The organism is Francisella frigiditurris, from assembly GCF_001880225.1.
In the GTDB taxonomy this organism is placed as follows: Bacteria; Pseudomonadota; Gammaproteobacteria; order Francisellales; family Francisellaceae; genus Francisella; species Francisella frigiditurris.
Window position 1 is genome coordinate 1639481 of sequence record NZ_CP009654.1, and the last position, 17591, is coordinate 1657071.

Genomic DNA, 17591 nt, shown 5'->3' on the forward strand with positions numbered 1-17591 from the left:
TTAATTATTTTACGATACTTATAAGCTCACGGGCTTGAAGGGCTTTTGACTTTGCATGATCAACATCATCACCTTTCACCAAAATAACGCCCATTCTTCTTGAACCTTTTATTTCTGGCTTTCCAAAGAGGCAAACATCTACATTGTGTATACTCAATGCATTCTCAACACCCTCAAATTCTGGAGCATCTGAATCACCTTCTAATAAAAGTGCAGCAGAAGCAGATGGAGCTATATTTGAAATTTTATCTGGCACTGGTAATCCTAAGATCGCTCTTAAATGTAAATCAAACTCATTTATCCTTTGAGATATTAACGTAACTAAACCTGTATCATGAGGTCGAGGGGAGACTTCATTAAAGTAAACCTTTTCTCCTTGAACAAAAAGCTCAACTCCAAAAATACCATATCCACCTAAAGCATCTGTTACTTCTTTAGCTATATGTTGTGCCTGTTTAAGAGTATTCTCAGGCATCGCTTGTGGTTGCCAAGATAGCTGATAATCTCCTTTTTCTTGTATATGTCCGATAGGTTCACAAAAAGAAGTACCTTTCTCATGACGAACTGTAAGAAGAGTTATTTCATAATCAAAAGGAATAAACTGCTCTACAATAACACTTTTTGCAGAGCCTCGACTGCCACTTTGAGCATACTGCCAAGCTTTTTGAATATCTTCACTTTTTTTAACTATTGATTGACCCTTTCCTGAAGAACTCATTATTGGTTTTATAACATACGGTAGTCTAACTTGTTTTACTGCTTGCTCATATTCTTTTTCAGTTTCAGCAAACATAAACCTTGAGGTCGGCAAGTTAAGCTCTTCTGCTGCAAGACGCCTAATTCCTTCCCTATCCATAGTTAACTTAACAGCCTTAGCACATGGAACAACTTTAAAGCCCTGACTCTCTAAATCAACCAGCTCATCTGTAGCTATTGCTTCTATTTCTGGAACTATATAGTCAGGTTTCGTATTTACAATAAGACTTCTCAGTTGTAATTTATCTTGCATATCTAATACATAAGTCTCATGTGCAATATGCATCGCCGGAGCATTATCATACCTATCTGCAGCGATAACATACAGCCCTAATCTTTGTGCAGATATTGCAAATTCTCTACCTAACTCACCAGCTCCTAAAAGCAAAATTTTTCTTTGCGAATTAGTTTTAGCTGTTCCTAATTTCATTACTATTCTCCTTGCTTAAGCTTCTATTAAGCATTTATAGCCACTAAACTTACGGATATTAATAACTCCGGTATCAAAAATTAGGTACTGGCCTTTTATTCCTTCAAGCTTACCTTGAACTATAGAGTCTTTATGTAAATTAAAGGACTTTATTTTTGTGGGAAACTCTAATACTGGATAAACTATATTTACTAAATTACCCTCAACAGGCTCTAAGGCATTATCTCCATATTTATCTTTAATATTATTAATCTCTGCTTGAGATTTAGTTATAAGATCATCTCTAATAGCTTCCAAATCGATAGATTCAGAATCACCCTGTAGCATTTTTCTCCAATTGGTTTTATCTGCTATATGAGTTTTTAATGCCATTTCCATTAGTCCAGAAATCAGTCTATTTTGAACAGCATAAATTGGTAGTGCCTGAGTAGCACCCTGATCTATCCATCTTGAAGGAATATTTTTAAGCCGAGTAATACCTACCTTTACATCACCAGTATTTGATAAATAAACTATATGTGTTTTCATGCAATGATCCTCTCCCCACTTAGAGTCTCTACAAGTTCCTTGAGCATAATGACAAAGCTCTGGTTTAACTATACAAATATCACACTCTGGTAGTTTTCTCATACACATAAAGCAATATCCCTGAGAATAACTTTTATTTGTTTTAGTCCCACATGCTACACAGTTTATTTCTTCTAAAAATTTTATACTTAATTTTTTTCCTACAAACTCATTTAGACAAATATCCTCTAAAAAATATATCGCATTGTTATTATCATTAAGAGAAGTTTTTAACTTATGAAGATTCAATTCTTTTTGCATATTTTAATTTAAAATCATTAGATTATATCAATAAGTTAGAATACCAAAGTAGCTAGATAGTTTAAAGTTAGATAGTCTCTTATATAGATACTAAATTTAGCTTTAGTGATTGTGAATAATTAGCTATAGAATTGCTATTATGCTATTTTTAAAATTATGAAGCTACTATAAAGTGGGATTTTTATGGCTATAGAATTATCAAACTCAAAGAAACAACCTAGCCTTTTTACTGCTGTTGGAATTGGACTTGGATGCATGATAGGCAGTGGATGGCTATTTGCAGCATACTATGCAGCAAAATATGCTGGACCCTCAGCCTTTTTATCGTGGATAATAGGCGCTTCACTAGCTCTCATACTTGCACTACTTCTTGCAGAGATTGCTACTATTTATAAAGAAACAGCTCTTTTTGCAAGGCTATTAACTATTAGCCATAATAATAGAGATTTTGGCTTTGTAATAGCAATCTCCAACTGGTTAGGCTTGATAATAATTATACCATCTGAAGCTTCTGCAACAGTCCAATACTTAAGTGCCACTTTCCCAAACATCGAACACGTATTCTATTTTAATAATGAACTAACTATATTTGGATTGACAGCAATGTTCATCTTGATGGTACTATATGGATTAGTTAATTTTTGGGGAATTCGAGCTCTCGCAAAAGTTAACAATATTATAACTTTTTTCAAAATAGTAATTCCAATTTTAACTGCTGCCATACTTATTTGGACATCATTCAATCCAGACAATTTTACCAAATATGGATTTGCGCCTATGGGTTATGATAAAGTAGTTGGAGCTGTCGTAGTTTGTGGTATCTTTTATGCATTCTATGGTTTTGGAATGGTTGCTACATTTGGAAGTGAGATAAAGAATCCTCAAAAAAATATTCCTATAGCTTTAGTTCTATCTGTTGTAATAAGCTTAGTTATATATTTATTACTCCAAGCTGCTTTTATTGGCGCTTTACCATCAGAAATGATTAGTAAAGGCTGGCAAAATCTAGATTTCACATCTCCTTTAGCTCAACTACTTATCCTACTTAATATCAACGTCTGGGCAATGATATTGTATGCTGATGCTGCAGTTAGTCCTTCTGGAGCAGGTATTTTATATCTTGGCTCAGGGACAAGGATGCTTAATGGAATGGCTATTGATAACCAAATGCCAAAGTTCTTCTCTAAAGTAAACCCTAACTTTAACCTATCAAGAAGATCTTTAATTCTGTCTTTAGTAATTGCCTGCTCTATCCCTATATTCTTCAAAAACTGGCAAGATATAATGATAGTTGTAACTGTCTTCCAATTAATTTCTTGTGTAGCTATACCAGTTGCTTTTGCAAAACTACGATTAACAAAACAAGATCAAGATAAAAGACTATTTAAAATGCCTGCAGGCTCTATATTAAGCTTTTTCATGTTTATAATACTAAGTTACTTATTAGTTCAAGCTGGTGAAAAAGCATTATTATGGGGACTAATACTGCATATATTGTTTTTTATAATTTATGTATTTAATTTCTATGGATTCAATCTACACAAAGCAAAACTCGCACTTTTTTCTTCATGGAGTATTTTTGCTTATATGACTCTAGTTTATATATTTGGTATAGCTAATGATAAAGGGCTACTTGATAACTATGCAGGCACATTCATAATGATCGCTGTTTTCATTGCCACTTATATTTCATTACTACAACAAAAAGATTATAACAAATAATATTTCTTATGAGTGTTCGCTTAGATAAATGGTTATGGGCTGCTAGATTTTATAAAACTCGCCAACTAGCTAAGAAAGCAATAGAAGGTGGAAAGGTTCATTTCCAAGGTCAAAAGACTAAAGTTAGCAAACTAGTTAATGTTGGTGATATGTCTGATATTCAACAGTCATTTATTAAAAAAACAATAGAAGTCCTAGCCTTAGATGAAACTAGAAAATCCGCTGCTGAAGCTCAAAAACTCTATAAAGAAACTAGCGAAAGTATTATAAAAAGAGAAAAGGAAGCAGAATTAAGAAAACTTGCTAACACACACTTTTCTGAAAAGCCTAATAAAAAGCAAAGAAGAGAGATAATAGACTTTAAAAGACAGTAAAATTAATCGCTAAATTTTTCTATAAGCTTAAGTGCAATATAAATAATTCCACTTATAATCAAAGAAATAATACAAACTTTTAAAGCTATTGGAAATAACTCTATAAAAATAGTAACTATCGAAGTGATAATTAAAACCGCTACAAATATCGATAAGAACTTATCCATTTAACTCTCCTTTATTATTTTAAAATAATCCTTGCGAACTTTCTTTTCCCAACTTGGAAAACATTATTAGTTTCCCTACCAAAAAGAAGTTTACTATCAGAAATTTTTTCACCATCTATTTTTACAGCACCTTGATTTATCATACGATTAGCCTCAGATGTACTTGCAACTAAACCAGCCTCTTTTAGCAGGTTTGAAATAGGTAGTTCCTCAGAAATTTCTAATTCTATAATATCTATATTATCAGGAATTTGGTTTTTCTGAAATCTTTGTACAAAATCTTCATATGCTTTTTCAGCTTCTTCAGCAGAGTGAAACCTTTCAATTAGCTCTTTTGCTAATTCAATCTTTATATCTCTAGGATTAGCCCCAGAATCAACACTCTCTTTTAAACACTGAATATCTTCTAATGATTTAAAGCTAAGTAATTCATAATATCTCCACATAAGATTATCAGATATTGACATTACTTTTCCAAAGATCTCTGTTGGCGGCTCTTCTATACCAATATAATTTTGACTAGATTTAGACATTTTCTTAACACCATCTAAACCTTCAAGTAATGGCATAGTAATAATTATTTGCGACTCTTGACCTGCTTGCTTTTGAAGTTCTCTACCCATTAGAAGGTTAAACTTCTGATCTGTACCACCAAGCTCAATGTCTGCATTCATCGCAACTGAATCATATCCTTGTACTAATGGATATAAAAACTCATGAATAGAAATTGACTGTCCAGACTTATATCTTTTAGAAAAATCATCTCTCTCAAGCATTCTTGCAACAGTCTGTTTAGAAGCAAGCTTAATCATATCGCTCGCTGACATAGGGTTAAACCAATCACCATTTCTACGTACAATCGTTTTCTCTTTATCTAAAATTTTAAAAACTTGTTTAGTATAAGTTTCTGCATTAATTGCAACATCTTGTGCAGATAGTGCTGGTCTTGTAGCATTTTTGCCAGTTGGATCACCTATTTGCGCAGTAAAATCACCTATTAAAAAATGGATTTCATGACCTAAATCTTGAAGTTGCTTCAATTTATTTAACACAACTGTATGACCTAGATGAATATCTGGAGCTGTTGGATCACAACCAAACTTAACTATTAATGGTCTACCCTTTTTTAGCTTTTCTATAAGCTCTTGTTCAATAAGTACCTCATCAGTACCTCTTTTAATTATTTCTAAAGTTTCATTTATAGAAATCATTTATTTATAAATTCTTATATGCTTCTAAAGGGCTGATTATAACATTAAAACAAGGTTTTTTTAAATTTATACTTATATTCATACTTATTTTGACTTAAATATTTAAAAAGTATTTTTATACTTTTAAAGAAAATCTTATACTATCAAAAGAAATTATAATCTGTTTTATTTAGTTAATGAAAATTTACCTTTCTCAAAGTAATAATCCTTATTTTAATTTAGCCTTAGAAAATTGGCTTTTTTTAGAAGCTTTAGAATCTGATAAGATTTTGTTTCTTTGGCAAAATAATCCTTGTGTTGTTATTGGTCGAGCACAAAACCCTTGGCAAGAATGTTACTTAAAAGCAATGCTGAAAGATAACATTCCCGTTATTCGTCGCCAAAGTGGTGGTGGGACCGTTTTTCATGATATGGGTAATCTTAACTATACAATCTTATCCCCAAAAAAAGATCATAATGTGAAAGAGAACCTAGAATTAATATGTAATGTTATAAGAAAAATTGGTATAGATATCTATCCAAATTGTAGAAATGACATTGTGACTGACTTTCAAGATTTTACCTATAAAGTCTCTGGTAGCGCCTTTAGGGAAAAAAGAGATAGAGCATTTCATCATGGAACTTTACTTATTAAAACCAACACTAACAAGCTATATAAATATTTACATCAACCCATTGATAAAACTCTAGATGCTAAAGGAGTTAAATCACATCGCTCAAAAGTGTTAAATTTAAATACAATCAAAGAAGATCTATCTCCGAATGATGTAATAAGAGCTTTTTTAACCTATTTCAAAAGCTCTAGTATAAGCTTTATTGGTGAAAGAACTCCTTTAAATAATAGAGATCTAATAATAAATGAGGCAAAAAACCTAAGAAGTTGGGACTGGACTTATGGTAAGACTCTCCCATTCACAAAAACTTATTCTGAAAATGATCACAATATCACAATAGAAGTTAAATCAGGGTTAATAGATAAAATAGATTCTCTAGATGTTTCATCAAAAAAAATACCTTTTTCTCAAGAACTAACTTCTTCTGATATCAATAAATATCTTCTTAAAAACTAATATATTCATAGCTTTTGCTAACATTAGTCTAATAGAAAAATTTATTAAACAATGCTAAAATCCACTATAGATTTAGAACATGGAAAAGCTGATGATTAAAAGAAGCCTACTTGCAATTCTAACCTTAGTTTCAATAGGAAATGCTGAAGTTACAAAATCAGTCACATGGAATGTAAGTGATGCTCAAAATGCCTATGTTAAAGATTTTATATGTAATGATGCTATTAATGCTGATGACTGCTCAACTAATAAAAATAATTTAAAAGAATTAACAGGAATTGATCTAAACAAGATTCCTTTTGGAAGTTCAGATATTAAAGAAATTGAGCTCAATGAAATATCCTACACAACAGACAATGAATTTCCTAGTACTGGGAAAATAACATCTAAGGTTTCTGGACTATTGATGCTTCCTGATACCAAATCCCCTAAAGGCGTGGTTTTATATTATCACCCAACAGTTTTTGATAATTCTGGAGTTCCATCAAACTTAGATCCTAAAAATAAAGATGCTTTTATGTTTGATACTATATATGCTTCTATATACGCATCTCAAGGATATATAGTAGTCGCACCAGATTATATTGGTCAAGGAGATGATTATTCCAATCCTCATCCGTACGTTTTATATCCTAAACAATCTGTAAATACAGCCGTTGACTTATTAAATGATGTTGCAGGAACTATAAAAGAAAAATATAAATTAGGTGATAATGAAAAATTAAATCTACATGCTACTGGATACTCAGAGGGCGCTAGTTATGCAATATGGACAGCAAAATGCTTACAGTCATCTTATAGTTGTTATCACTATGTTAACCCACTTAATAATTTATATAGATTAAGAGCTGTTGCTGGGATGAGTGGTGCTTATAATATTAGTAATGTCACTCTTAATTTCCTAGAAGATAATAATGATTCTGATGAATATAAACTACAAAGCAAACTAGTAACTACTCTATTAAAACCAGCTCTTGCTGCAAATACTTTGGTAAGCTATCTGTATTATGGAAATGAAGACAGTTCATTAAACGCTAAAGACTTTGATAAAGGCTTCTTTGATATGAAGTGTTCAACTCTGCCTCAAGATAACTGTAATATAGGATATGAAAATCTTAATCTGCGAAATGTCTTTCTGCAAAAACATGTTGAGGATGAAAAAGTTGTAGGTGCTATTTTCAGTAGTGCGATGTATAAAAAATTCCCTAATCAAGAGTCAGCTTCTCATTATGCCATCCCTACAGGAAATAACTCTATATTAGACCTAATAAGCGAGAAAGTTTTTGATAATCAATTACTATTACAAGCAATGCAAGATGCAAATATAGATGATTTTGGATCAGAAACTAGAACTCCTACATATTTATTCACCTTTAAAGAAGATTCTATAGTGACAAAGCTTAATTACGATAAATTCATGAAAAATGCTAATGCTATCGTAGATGGGTATGTATTTGATAATGATAAAATAATTAGAAACAGTATGGGCGGTTTCCCTATAAAACTTGATATCAACAAAGTTGATCACTTAACTGGTGAAATTTATGCTAACCTATTCACCTATAATTATATTAATGACCTAAATAAAGCTTATTTATAAAACATCATGATAAAAGCAATCACTGAAAGAACATCTATTTTAGTAAATGAAATTGGAATTCAAAAATTAGAACAATCTCATATTTTCTTAGCTGGGGTTGGAGGAGTCGGCTCTTTTGTTGCTGAAGCTATTGCTCGTGCAGGAATTGGTAATATAACAATTATAGATATGGATACTGTTGACCCATCTAACATTAATAGACAACTAGTAGCTTTACATAGCACCATAGGCAAACCTAAAATTGAAGTTATGAAACAACGAATTTTAGATATCAATCCTAATTGTAATGTTGATGCTAGACAAACATTTATAAATCCTGAGAATATTCATCAAATCCTTACAGAAAAAAAATATGACTATGTTATTGATGCTATAGATACTCTAAATGCTAAAGTTAATTTAGTGAAAACCTCCCACGAACTTGGAATAAGAACTATATCTAGCATGGGCGCTGGAGGTAGAACTGATCCCACTAAAATCAAAATAGCAGATATTTATAAAACTCATGAGTGTGGACTTGCTAGAGCTATGAGAAGTCGATTAAAGCGTTTAAATGTAAAAAAAGGAATTACAACCGTATTCTCTACTGAGCCAGGAATAGCACCATTACCTCCTAAAGAATCAGAGAATACCGAATTCCGAGCTAGAGCTACAAATGGGACTCTTAGTTATATGCCATCAATATTTGGTCTAACTATCGCAGGAATAGTCATTAAAGATATTATTGGTAATGAGTTTAATAAATAGCATTTATTAATAATTTCTGCAGTAAAAATTATTGTTATCTTACTCCTCTCAAAGTATAAATTAATAATACAAACTTAATTATCAATGTTATGAAAGGAAAATTTTTAGCTTTTATCATAGCTATATTCATGCTATCAGCTTGTACTAATTCTACAGAACAAAAACCAGAGCCCCAAAATGTTGGAAAGGATTCTAAACAATATGCATATCACACGAAGAATATTGATATTCCTTATGTTTATGGCATAACAAATATGGCCTATGCTTTATGTTCAAAGAGTTCTTGTACGCTTGCTAAAGATGGCGGATCTGCTAAATGCCAATGTGAAGTATTTGATGATAAGAGTGGTTGGAAATCTTTTTCTTTCTCGCCTACTAATTATGTGTCAGCAAGTCCAACATATAATTCAGATGGAAGCTTACAAACGGTTCAGTCAAATTATTCAATGGCAAATATAAGTGATTTTACTAAAACTCCTAATAATGCTTGTAAATATGATTCACCTGAGCCATGGGCTAACTGTTATGGTGTTCGTTGCCAAGTTGAGAAAATTAAAGTCAATGGAGAAGAAAAAACCATAGCCACTTGCCAATGCCCTGTAATTAAAAGTAAAAACTTCCTTGTTGGTACTGATGATAAAAATGCATGTAACCTTAAAGGAGATAAAATCTGGTCAGGCATTACTGTGAAAACATTAAAATCATACGGTGGTGATCCAACAAAATCACTTTACCAGGAAGTTTATCCCGACTCTCCACCGTCTAAAGCTTCTTTAACTAAGTAAAAATCTAATTAATATTACTAATCTGGTGTACTTTGTAGACATCTTACTTTTAATAACTTAACCTTAATTTATAAATATAATCATTTATAAGGTAAGGATGAGAATATCAAACTTATTAAAAATTTGTTTCGTACTGTGTCTAACTACTCTAATTTTAAGTTGCTCAAAACAAGCTCTTATAGATCCTGAAGTTGATGTTTGTGATATCTTAAAAGAAAATCCCAAATGGTCAAAATCTCTAAAAGAAGCTCAAACTAAATATAATCTTCCACCTCAATTTGCTATGGCCATAATTTACCAAGAGTCTAAATTTATTGGAACAGCTAAAAGCAAATCATCGTCTGCTTACGGTTATGCCCAAGCGATAGATGGAACATGGAAAGTTTTCCAAGATGAAGTTAACTCAAGTGCTAAAAGAGACAACTTTAATGATAGTGTACAGTTTATAGGTTGGTATATGTCTGATCTATCAAAAAGATTAAAGTTAAATATGACAGATAGCTATAATCTATATATGGCTTATATGCTTGGACAAACTGGATATAAACGCTATAAAGCTGGAACTTATGCAAATAAAGAAGTAGTTCGTAAAAATGAGTCTATTGCTTCTAAGGTAAAAGCTCGCGCCGACCTATATAATAAACAGTTTAAAAATTGTAAAATTAAATAGTTTTTAGAATTAGAATCTATAAGCCAAAGTTGTCATAACTTTCGACTGCAATTTCATAACTATCTTTATAGGAAATGGTAAATTAACTCCACCAGCTTTTTCAGCCTCTACAGCATGTTCCGCCTCATCTATATACATTTGTTTTAAGATTTCACGAGAGCGATTATCATTTACTGGTAAAGATTTTAAATGAGAGTCTAAATGCTTCATCACCTGTTTTTCTGTTTCAATAACAAATCCATAGCTTAGTTTATCACTAATACTACCAGCCACAGCACCTATACCAAAAGAGCTCCAGTACCAAAAAGGATTTAAAAGACTTGGTTTAGAATCTAATTCATTTAATCTTGAGTCACACCATGCTAAATGATTATACTCTTCCTCAGCAGCTTGATATAGATGTTCTTTAGTTTGCTCTGATTTAGCAACTACAGCTTGTCCACGATAAAGAGCTTGAGCACACACCTCACCAGTATAGTCAACTCTCATTAGCCCAGCTGAGTGCTTTTTATCACTTTCTGACATATTTCCATCGGCTATAGCTAACGAAGGAGAATCCTTAGAAGGATGTAGTGGAGCTTTAGTAAGCTTCACATAAGTATCAATCTCTTCTAAAACTCTATCTAAAAATGATAAACGTCTCAAAATATAAACCTCTAAATTTATTATAAGAAAGTTTTTAGGAAAGCAGATCTTGATGGGTGCTTTAATTTTCTTAAAGCTTTTGCTTCAATCTGTCTTATTCTTTCTCTAGTTACATTAAATTGCTTACCAACTTCCTCTAAAGTGTGATCTGTATTCATACCAATACCAAATCTCATCATAAGAACTTTAGCTTCTCTTTCTGTAAGTCCAGTTTCTATAAGCTCTTTTATTGCTTCTCTTAGGTTTTCTAAATTAGCTGCTTCTATTGGTGAATAATTATTCTTATCTTCAATAAAATCTCCAACTGTAGAATCTTCATCATCGCCAATAGGGTTTTCCATAGAAATAGGGGTATGAGAAATATTAAGGATCTTTTTAAGTTTATCCTTAGTCATATTAGGAGTATATTCAATTATTTCCTCTTCTGTCGCTTCTCTACCCTTTTCCTGTAAAATCTGTCTCTTAATCCTATTAACTTTATTAATAGTTTCTATCATATGAACGGGTACACGAATAGTCCTAGCTTGATCAGCAATAGAACGAGTAATTGCTTGTCTAATCCACCATGTCGCATAAGTTGAAAATTTAAACCCTTTTCTATAGTCAAATTTATCAACTGCTTTCATTAAACCAATATTACCCTCTTGGATAATATCTAAGAAATGAAGTCCTCTATTTGTATATTTCTTAGCCTCTGAAACCACAAGACGTAAGTTAGCTTCGATCATTTCTTTTTTAGCTTGTGTAATCTTGGCTTCACTTTTAGAAATTTGAATATTAACATTTTTAAGCTCTTCAATATCCATCATAGTAAGCTTTTGAAACTGATTAATCTGTTTTGTTAAAACTTCAATTTCTCTTAACATATTGTCATTAAATCTATATTTAGATGAAACTGATTTTAACCAGTTTGTATCACCTATAACATACATATCTAAGAACTCTTGTCTTGGCATTTTTGCTCTTTCAACACAGATTCTTAGAATCTTTCTTTCATACTCTTTTACTTTTGAATATGGAAGTCTTATATAATCAACTAATTTTTGTAAGTGTGAGCTTGAAAGTCTAATACTATCAAACTCTTTAAGAATTTTATTATAAATAGTTTTACCACTTTTTTTAGACTCATATTCATTAAAACTATCTTCTAAATTAGTAAAAAATTCATATGCTCTTTTTGTATCTATTTTTTCATCATGATCATCTTCTGCTGTAGACTCTTCAGTATCCGTATCATCTGTGAATCCTGCCATTATCTCTGAAAATCTAACATACTTACAAACATCTTCGTCTTCTATATCCTGAGAGTTCATATACTCTATAGCATTTTCTTCTAACTCTCTAAATCTTTCTAAATAAGTTTTGATAACTATTGGATATTTAAGAATAGTATTAAAAACCTCTGTAGTTCCCTCTTCAATTCTAACGGCGATCTCTGTCTCACCTTTTTTTGTTAAAAGATCAACGACTCCCATTTCTCTCATATACATTCTTATAGGATCAGAAGTTTTACCACTTAAATCATCAAGATTAGCTTCACTTACTTTTCTCTCATCTTCTTCATGTATTTCTGGAGTTTTATCATACACTTCAATGCCAGCATCTACTAAGATTGCTTCTATTTCTTCATATACTTTAGGATCATCAGATACATCACCTGGCAAAGCATCTAAAATATCAGCTCGGGTTAAATAGCCTCTTTCTTTACCATCAATGATTAAATCTTTTAAATCCGATATCAAATCTTCTTTAGTCATCCAAAATACTCCAGTAGATATTTTTATATAATTTACAAATTCTATATTTTACAACTATCTTAATCTATTTATTAAGAACTTTAACTCCATTTTTTCAACTTCTGTTAAAACAGGCTGCTGTCTTAAATAAATTAATCGCCCTTTTACACTATTTTTTTCTATTCTTCTAAGCATGTTTTCAACTTCTTTTTCATAGTCTTCCGTATTATCTTTAAAACTACTGTTCTCAAGACCAAAACCCAATAACTCAAAAAAATATTCTCTATATTCAGAATAACTTTCTGTTAACATCTGAATTAAAGCAACTACTTCTATATTTATATATAAGTCATCTTTTAAAATTTTCAAGCATTTACTTAGAATATCTAGGTTCTCAGAGTTAGGTAAGATATCAAATTCTTTTTCATTTACTATTTTTTTAAATAAATCTAGATTTGTAAAAAGTTCAGATATTACTCTTTGCTCTAAAGTTATATTCTTTGTTAACTTCTGTTTTCTAACAACATTAAGTTGATGATGCTCTTTTCTTTCTCTTTTACTAATTAATTGCTTTAACTGATCCGCTGAAAATCCTAATTTATCAGCAATAGTTACAAGTATACTTTCGGAATATATATTAGCACCAACCTCAGAGAAGAATTCTTTCATGCTTTCAGCAACTTCTAACTTATCTTCAGCTTTTTTAAGATCTCTATTACCAAGGAAGGTTTGTACTAAGAAATCAGCAACATGAAGAGCATCCCCTAGCTTTTCTTTAAAGCTCTCTAGTCCATACTCTTTTACATAATCATCAGGATCTTTATTATCTGGTAATACTAAAATTTTTAGTTTCTTATTTGCATCTAAAACTGGAAGTATTAATTTAATTGTTCTAATAGCCGCACTTTTACCCGCATCATCACCATCAAAACATAAAATCACCGATGCTGTTTCTCTAAAGAGAATTTTTGCATGCTGAGGAGAAAATGCCGTTCCCAAAGTAGCAACAGCCTCATAAAAGCCATACTTTGCCAACCCTACAACATCCATATATCCTTCAACCACAACAATTGAGCCAATAGAACTAATTTCCTTCCTCTTTTGCCTATATTCATATAAGCCGTATAAAACTGAACTCTTTTGGAAAACTATACTTTCAGGAGAATTTATATACTTAACACCATCTTCATTATCGATAACTCTTCCACCATAGCCTATAACTCGCCCTTGAATATTCCTTATAGGGAACATTATTCTAGATCGAAACCTATCATAAACCTTACCATTATCATTTCTAATTGCTAAACCTGTTTCAATAACAATATCTGTTGTCACATTAGCTTTATTTGCAAAATTACAAATACCATTCCAATCATCAGTAGCATATCCAATATTAAAAAAATTCGCTATTTTGCCATCTATTCCTCTAGCCTTTAGATAACTTATAGCCTTTTCCTTTGTATTTGAGTTCATCAAATTCCAACGATAGTACTTTGAGCTAATATCTAAGAAGCTTAAACACTGATTATAAATCTTTTCTTTTTGCTGATCTTCTTCAGAAAAATTTTCATACTCAACAGATCTACCTACGATATTAGATAAACTTTCAATAGCATCTACAAAATCTAGATTATTTATTTTCTTAATAAAAGTAAGAGCATCCCCAGATTCTTGACAACCAAAACAATGAAAAAATCCTTTAGATGGATTAACAAAAAAAGAAGGGGTTTTTTCATTATGAAAGGGACAGCAACCTTTATAACTTTTTCCAGATTTTTTTAGATTAACAAACCTAGATATAACATCAACTATGTCTGCGGAAGAAATTAGCTCTTTTATAAACTGAGTTGATATTTTTTTTGCCATAAATTTAGAATACTAATTAAGAAAGATTAGATTTTACAATAGCGCTAACTTTACCCATATCTGTTCTTCCTGCAATTTCTTTCTTTATTAAAGCCATAATTTTACCCATCTCTTTTATAGATGACGCTCCAACCGACTCAATTGCTTTTTGGATAATTATAACTACTTCATCATCAGTAAGTTGTTTAGGCATATATTCTTCTAATATCTCAATCTCTTTTTTTTCAGTATTAGCAAGCTCTTGTCGACCTGCTTGCATATATTGACTATATGAATCCTGCCTTTGCTTGATCATTTTAGAAATAACAGCAATAACAACCTCATCAGTAATTTCAATTTTTTCATCAATTTGTCTTTGCTTAATCGCAGCTATTGCCATTCGTATTGTTGTAAGCCTATCTTTATCTTTAGCTTTCATAGACTCTTTCATATCTTGAGTTAATTGATTAAAAATTGACATATAAATATTGATTTCCTAAATAATACAAATTAAATAAAAGTGATTTTGAAGGGAAAGCTCCCTCCAAACATTAGATAAAAAATTACCTTCCAGCAATTATATTGCTTTTATGATCTCTTTTCACAGCTGCAGCTTTTTTTCTTTTACGAGCCCAAGTTGGCTTTTCAAAGTATTCTCTGCGACGAAGTTCAGATACAATTCCTGCTTTTTCACAAGATCTTTTGAATCTTCTTAGAGCAACATCAAAAGGTTCTCTTTCTTTAACTCTAACGCTTGGCATGCTTTCTCACCTCACTTAAATGCCTTTTATAAAGTTTTGTAAAACAGCTAAAACTGCTATATAAATTTTTATGAAGCCCAATTGTAACATATAACCACTAAAAAGAAAACTCCACATAAATTAAATAACAAAGTGCCTATATTTATAGTATTTGAAGTGCTATTATTTCGGATATGTGACTCATTAAAACCTTTATAGCTCTGAATGAATAAATTTAGCAAACTTATTGTATACGTTCTTCTTATTATTCTGAGCATTAGCTTTTCTTTTGCCTCTACTCGTAGTGAAGTTCAATATTTAGTTAAAAAGTATAATTTAGGAGATGCTAAAATAGGTCTTGCTGCTCAAAGAACTATGAATGGTCAAAATTTATATAGCTATGCTCAAGATAGACCATTGAAGCCAGCTAGTAATAATAAAGTTTTCACTATGGCCGCAGCTCTTTTTGCAATTCCGAGTGACTTTACATTTGATACAACTATAAATTACCCTTCAAGCAAAGTTAAAAATGGCATTCTTTACGGTGATATGTACATAAAATTCTCTGGAAACCCTGCTTTAACAGGTGGACAGCTAGCAAGCCTTATAAAGAGAATAAAAACAGAAAAAGGAATTAAATCTATAACTGGAGATGTTTATCTTGTAGGTGTATTCTCAGGACCATATATACCTGAAGGATGGTCTGCAGAGGACCAAACTTTTTGTTATGGTGCTCCTGCTTCTAGCTTTACCATAAATAGAAACTGTTTAGTTATCAAACTAGCTAAAAATCCAAATAGTTTAAATACTAGGGTAATTGGCCTAAGTAATGATTCAAATATCGATATAAAAAATACTACTCAATACACTAGCTCTAATAAAACAATCTCGATTTTCATGGATGATAATAATGTTTTATATCTTAAAGGTTATTTATCTAGAACAGCTGAGAAAATGTTCAAGCTAGCTATTAAAAATCCAGCTCTAAAAACTTTAGATACTGTTAATGATTTTATGAATTCTTATGGAATCAAACATAATAAAGTATCTCTTACTAACTCTATACCTTCTGATTACACAATTCAGTTAGAAACACATTCCAGCACTATTGGTGGTTTTATTGATCAAACTCTAAAACATTCTGATAATTTATATGCTGAAACCATACTTAATACTATTGGTTACAAATATAAAGGCATTGGATCCACAGCAGTTGGTGTTAGCTCAGTACAAGATATATTACGTAAAAAATTAAACCTAGATACCTCAGATTTAGTAATGTATGATGGGTCAGGCTTATCACACTTAGATCATGTTACGCCTTTATTCATGGTTAATTTTTTAACTAAAACATTTAATAGTCCTGTCGGCAAGAAATTCTATAACTATCTACCAGCTTCTGGTATGAATGGAACCATATCTTATAGAATGGGTGGTAAATTACTTGGAAGAGTACATGCAAAAACGGGAACTTTAAAAGGTGTTTCTTCTTTATCTGGTTATGTTTTAACTGCTAAAAATCATAGAATTAGCTTTACTATTATATTAAATGATTTGAAAACCTCTGATAGAAATAATGCTCGCAGATTCCAAGATAAAGTTGTAGAAGTTTTTTATAGAAATTTATAATGCTTATGATTAAAAGAAAATATTTACTTAAAACTACTTTTATTATTTGTGCTTTAATAGCCTTATCCTCTTGTGCATCAAAGCCTCCTTCAAATATAAATAACGCTTGCTCAATCATTCATGAATACCCTGATTGGTATTATGACATGCTTGATTCTTATAATAGGTGGGGAGTTCCATTAAATATACAAATGGCTTTTATAAGACAAGAATCTTCTTTTAGGGAAGGTGCTAAACCTCCTATGCAATATTGGATGGGCTTTATTCCTGTTGGCCGTGCATCATCAGCATATGGATATGCTCAAGCTTTAGATGGAACTTGGGATCACTATAAAAAAGAAACTAAGCAATCTTTTGTTAGTAGAAGTAGTTTTAGTGATTCTGTTGATTTTATTGGCTGGTATTTAAATAATGTTCACAATAAAACAGGCATAAGTAAAACTGATGCTTATAATTTATACTTAGCATATCATGAAGGGATAGGTGGATATAAAAAAGGAAGTCATAGAAATAATTCATTCCTACTAAACTATGCTAAGAAAACAGCTGATGTCGCTAGTAAATACTCAGTACAATTAAAGAACTGTCCAGTTCCTAGAAAACCAATCCTTTCTTATATTTTTTAGTTAAGGCTAC

General features: G+C 31.3%; 18 protein-coding genes. 9 read left to right on the forward strand and 9 right to left on the reverse strand.

The annotated features are described in order from the left end of the window. Positions 1-4: 4 nt before the first annotated feature. Both purT and KX01_RS08220 read right to left on the reverse strand, forming a co-directional pair. Complete coding sequence (purT, locus tag KX01_RS08215) at positions 5-1186, reverse strand: formate-dependent phosphoribosylglycinamide formyltransferase (protein ID WP_071664525.1); 1182 nt, start codon at positions 1184-1186, stop codon at positions 5-7. Between the two features lie 15 nt (positions 1187-1201). Continuing rightward, the gene (locus KX01_RS08220; RefSeq protein WP_071664526.1) at positions 1202-2014 is read right to left on the reverse strand and encodes a DUF2797 domain-containing protein; all 813 of its coding nucleotides are present in this window, start codon (positions 2012-2014) and stop codon (positions 1202-1204) included. Between the two features lie 183 nt (positions 2015-2197). Between KX01_RS08220 and KX01_RS08225 the strand changes: the two genes are divergently transcribed. Together KX01_RS08225 and KX01_RS08230 are read left to right on the forward strand one after the other, a co-directional pair. Then, positions 2198-3736: an APC family permease gene (locus KX01_RS08225; protein ID WP_071664527.1), complete on the forward strand. Its 1539-nt coding sequence runs from the start codon at positions 2198-2200 to the stop codon at positions 3734-3736. A gap of 8 nt (positions 3737-3744) precedes the next feature. Continuing rightward, positions 3745-4110: an RNA-binding S4 domain-containing protein gene (locus KX01_RS08230; protein WP_071664528.1), complete on the forward strand. Its 366-nt coding sequence runs from the start codon at positions 3745-3747 to the stop codon at positions 4108-4110. 2 nt (positions 4111-4112) lie between these two features. On the opposite strand, the gene KX01_RS09530 is transcribed toward KX01_RS08230, so the two are convergent. Both KX01_RS09530 and tyrS read right to left on the reverse strand, forming a co-directional pair. Continuing rightward, positions 4113-4277, reverse strand: coding sequence for a hypothetical protein (locus KX01_RS09530; RefSeq protein ID WP_162852834.1), 165 nt, complete (start codon positions 4275-4277; stop codon positions 4113-4115). 14 nt (positions 4278-4291) lie between these two features. After that, positions 4292-5488, reverse strand: coding sequence for a tyrosine--tRNA ligase (gene tyrS / locus KX01_RS08235; RefSeq protein ID WP_071664529.1), 1197 nt, complete (start codon positions 5486-5488; stop codon positions 4292-4294). A gap of 176 nt (positions 5489-5664) precedes the next feature. On the opposite strand from tyrS, the gene KX01_RS08240 reads away from it, so the two are divergent. From KX01_RS08240 to KX01_RS08260, 5 genes are all read left to right on the forward strand, one after another. Next, complete coding sequence (locus tag KX01_RS08240) at positions 5665-6558, forward strand: lipoate--protein ligase family protein (protein ID WP_071664530.1); 894 nt, start codon at positions 5665-5667, stop codon at positions 6556-6558. A 94-nt stretch (positions 6559-6652) separates the two neighbouring features. Continuing rightward, complete coding sequence (locus tag KX01_RS08245; protein ID WP_071664789.1) at positions 6653-8158, forward strand: alpha/beta hydrolase family protein; 1506 nt, start codon at positions 6653-6655, stop codon at positions 8156-8158. A 6-nt stretch (positions 8159-8164) separates the two neighbouring features. After that, on the forward strand, positions 8165-8905 hold the full coding sequence (locus tag KX01_RS08250) for a tRNA threonylcarbamoyladenosine dehydratase (RefSeq protein WP_071664531.1): 741 nt from the start codon (positions 8165-8167) through the stop codon (positions 8903-8905). Positions 8906-8994: 89 nt separating this feature from the next. Next, positions 8995-9690 carry a hypothetical protein gene (locus KX01_RS08255; RefSeq protein WP_071664532.1) on the forward strand — a complete coding sequence of 232 codons (696 nt, stop codon included), beginning with the start codon at positions 8995-8997 and terminating at the stop codon, positions 9688-9690. Between the two features lie 97 nt (positions 9691-9787). Next, the gene (locus KX01_RS08260) at positions 9788-10360 is read left to right on the forward strand and encodes a transglycosylase SLT domain-containing protein (RefSeq protein ID WP_071664533.1); all 573 of its coding nucleotides are present in this window, start codon (positions 9788-9790) and stop codon (positions 10358-10360) included. 9 nt (positions 10361-10369) lie between these two features. On the opposite strand, the gene coq7 is transcribed toward KX01_RS08260, so the two are convergent. The 5 genes from coq7 to rpsU form a co-directional block, all read right to left on the reverse strand. Next, positions 10370-11005 carry a 2-polyprenyl-3-methyl-6-methoxy-1,4-benzoquinone monooxygenase gene (gene coq7 / locus KX01_RS08265; protein WP_071664534.1) on the reverse strand — a complete coding sequence of 212 codons (636 nt, stop codon included), beginning with the start codon at positions 11003-11005 and terminating at the stop codon, positions 10370-10372. Positions 11006-11025: 20 nt separating this feature from the next. Next, entirely contained in the window at positions 11026-12762 is a 1737-nt protein-coding gene (gene rpoD, locus KX01_RS08270; protein WP_071664535.1) for an RNA polymerase sigma factor RpoD, read from the reverse strand. A 54-nt stretch (positions 12763-12816) separates the two neighbouring features. After that, positions 12817-14607, reverse strand: a complete 1791-nt coding sequence (gene dnaG, locus KX01_RS08275) for a DNA primase (protein WP_071664536.1) — start codon at positions 14605-14607, stop codon at positions 12817-12819. A 16-nt stretch (positions 14608-14623) separates the two neighbouring features. Further along, positions 14624-15067, reverse strand: a complete 444-nt coding sequence (locus KX01_RS08280) for a GatB/YqeY domain-containing protein (protein WP_071664537.1) — start codon at positions 15065-15067, stop codon at positions 14624-14626. A gap of 82 nt (positions 15068-15149) precedes the next feature. Then, positions 15150-15347 carry a 30S ribosomal protein S21 gene (rpsU, locus tag KX01_RS08285; RefSeq protein ID WP_071664538.1) on the reverse strand — a complete coding sequence of 66 codons (198 nt, stop codon included), beginning with the start codon at positions 15345-15347 and terminating at the stop codon, positions 15150-15152. 204 nt (positions 15348-15551) lie between these two features. Here rpsU and dacB point away from each other — a divergent pair, with 204 nt between their 5' ends. Both dacB and KX01_RS08295 read left to right on the forward strand, forming a co-directional pair. Then, a complete protein-coding gene (dacB, locus tag KX01_RS08290; protein ID WP_071664539.1) occupies positions 15552-16955 on the forward strand; it encodes a D-alanyl-D-alanine carboxypeptidase/D-alanyl-D-alanine endopeptidase in 1404 nt (467 codons plus the stop codon). 5 nt (positions 16956-16960) lie between these two features. Next, positions 16961-17581: a transglycosylase SLT domain-containing protein gene (locus KX01_RS08295; protein ID WP_071664790.1), complete on the forward strand. Its 621-nt coding sequence runs from the start codon at positions 16961-16963 to the stop codon at positions 17579-17581. The last annotated feature ends 10 nt before the right edge of the window (positions 17582-17591 follow it).

Coding starts and splice junctions, on each gene's coding strand:
- KX01_RS09530 (WP_162852834.1), bottom strand. CDS start 4,277: ATGGATAAGTTCTTATCGATATTTGTAGCGGTTTTAATTATCACTTCG.
- KX01_RS08240 (WP_071664530.1), top strand. CDS start 5,665: ATGAAAATTTACCTTTCTCAAAGTAATAATCCTTATTTTAATTTAGCC.
- KX01_RS08225 (WP_071664527.1), top strand. CDS start 2,198: ATGGCTATAGAATTATCAAACTCAAAGAAACAACCTAGCCTTTTTACT.
- KX01_RS08250 (WP_071664531.1), top strand. CDS start 8,165: ATGATAAAAGCAATCACTGAAAGAACATCTATTTTAGTAAATGAAATT.
- KX01_RS08255 (WP_071664532.1), top strand. CDS start 8,995: ATGAAAGGAAAATTTTTAGCTTTTATCATAGCTATATTCATGCTATCA.
- KX01_RS08295 (WP_071664790.1), top strand. CDS start 16,961: ATGATTAAAAGAAAATATTTACTTAAAACTACTTTTATTATTTGTGCT.
- rpoD (WP_071664535.1), bottom strand. CDS start 12,762: ATGACTAAAGAAGATTTGATATCGGATTTAAAAGATTTAATCATTGAT.
- rpsU (WP_071664538.1), bottom strand. CDS start 15,347: ATGCCAAGCGTTAGAGTTAAAGAAAGAGAACCTTTTGATGTTGCTCTA.
- dacB (WP_071664539.1), top strand. CDS start 15,552: ATGAATAAATTTAGCAAACTTATTGTATACGTTCTTCTTATTATTCTG.
- dnaG (WP_071664536.1), bottom strand. CDS start 14,607: ATGGCAAAAAAAATATCAACTCAGTTTATAAAAGAGCTAATTTCTTCC.
- KX01_RS08280 (WP_071664537.1), bottom strand. CDS start 15,067: ATGTCAATTTTTAATCAATTAACTCAAGATATGAAAGAGTCTATGAAA.
- tyrS (WP_071664529.1), bottom strand. CDS start 5,488: ATGATTTCTATAAATGAAACTTTAGAAATAATTAAAAGAGGTACTGAT.
- KX01_RS08220 (WP_071664526.1), bottom strand. CDS start 2,014: ATGCAAAAAGAATTGAATCTTCATAAGTTAAAAACTTCTCTTAATGAT.
- KX01_RS08230 (WP_071664528.1), top strand. CDS start 3,745: ATGAGTGTTCGCTTAGATAAATGGTTATGGGCTGCTAGATTTTATAAA.
- KX01_RS08260 (WP_071664533.1), top strand. CDS start 9,788: ATGAGAATATCAAACTTATTAAAAATTTGTTTCGTACTGTGTCTAACT.
- purT (WP_071664525.1), bottom strand. CDS start 1,186: ATGAAATTAGGAACAGCTAAAACTAATTCGCAAAGAAAAATTTTGCTT.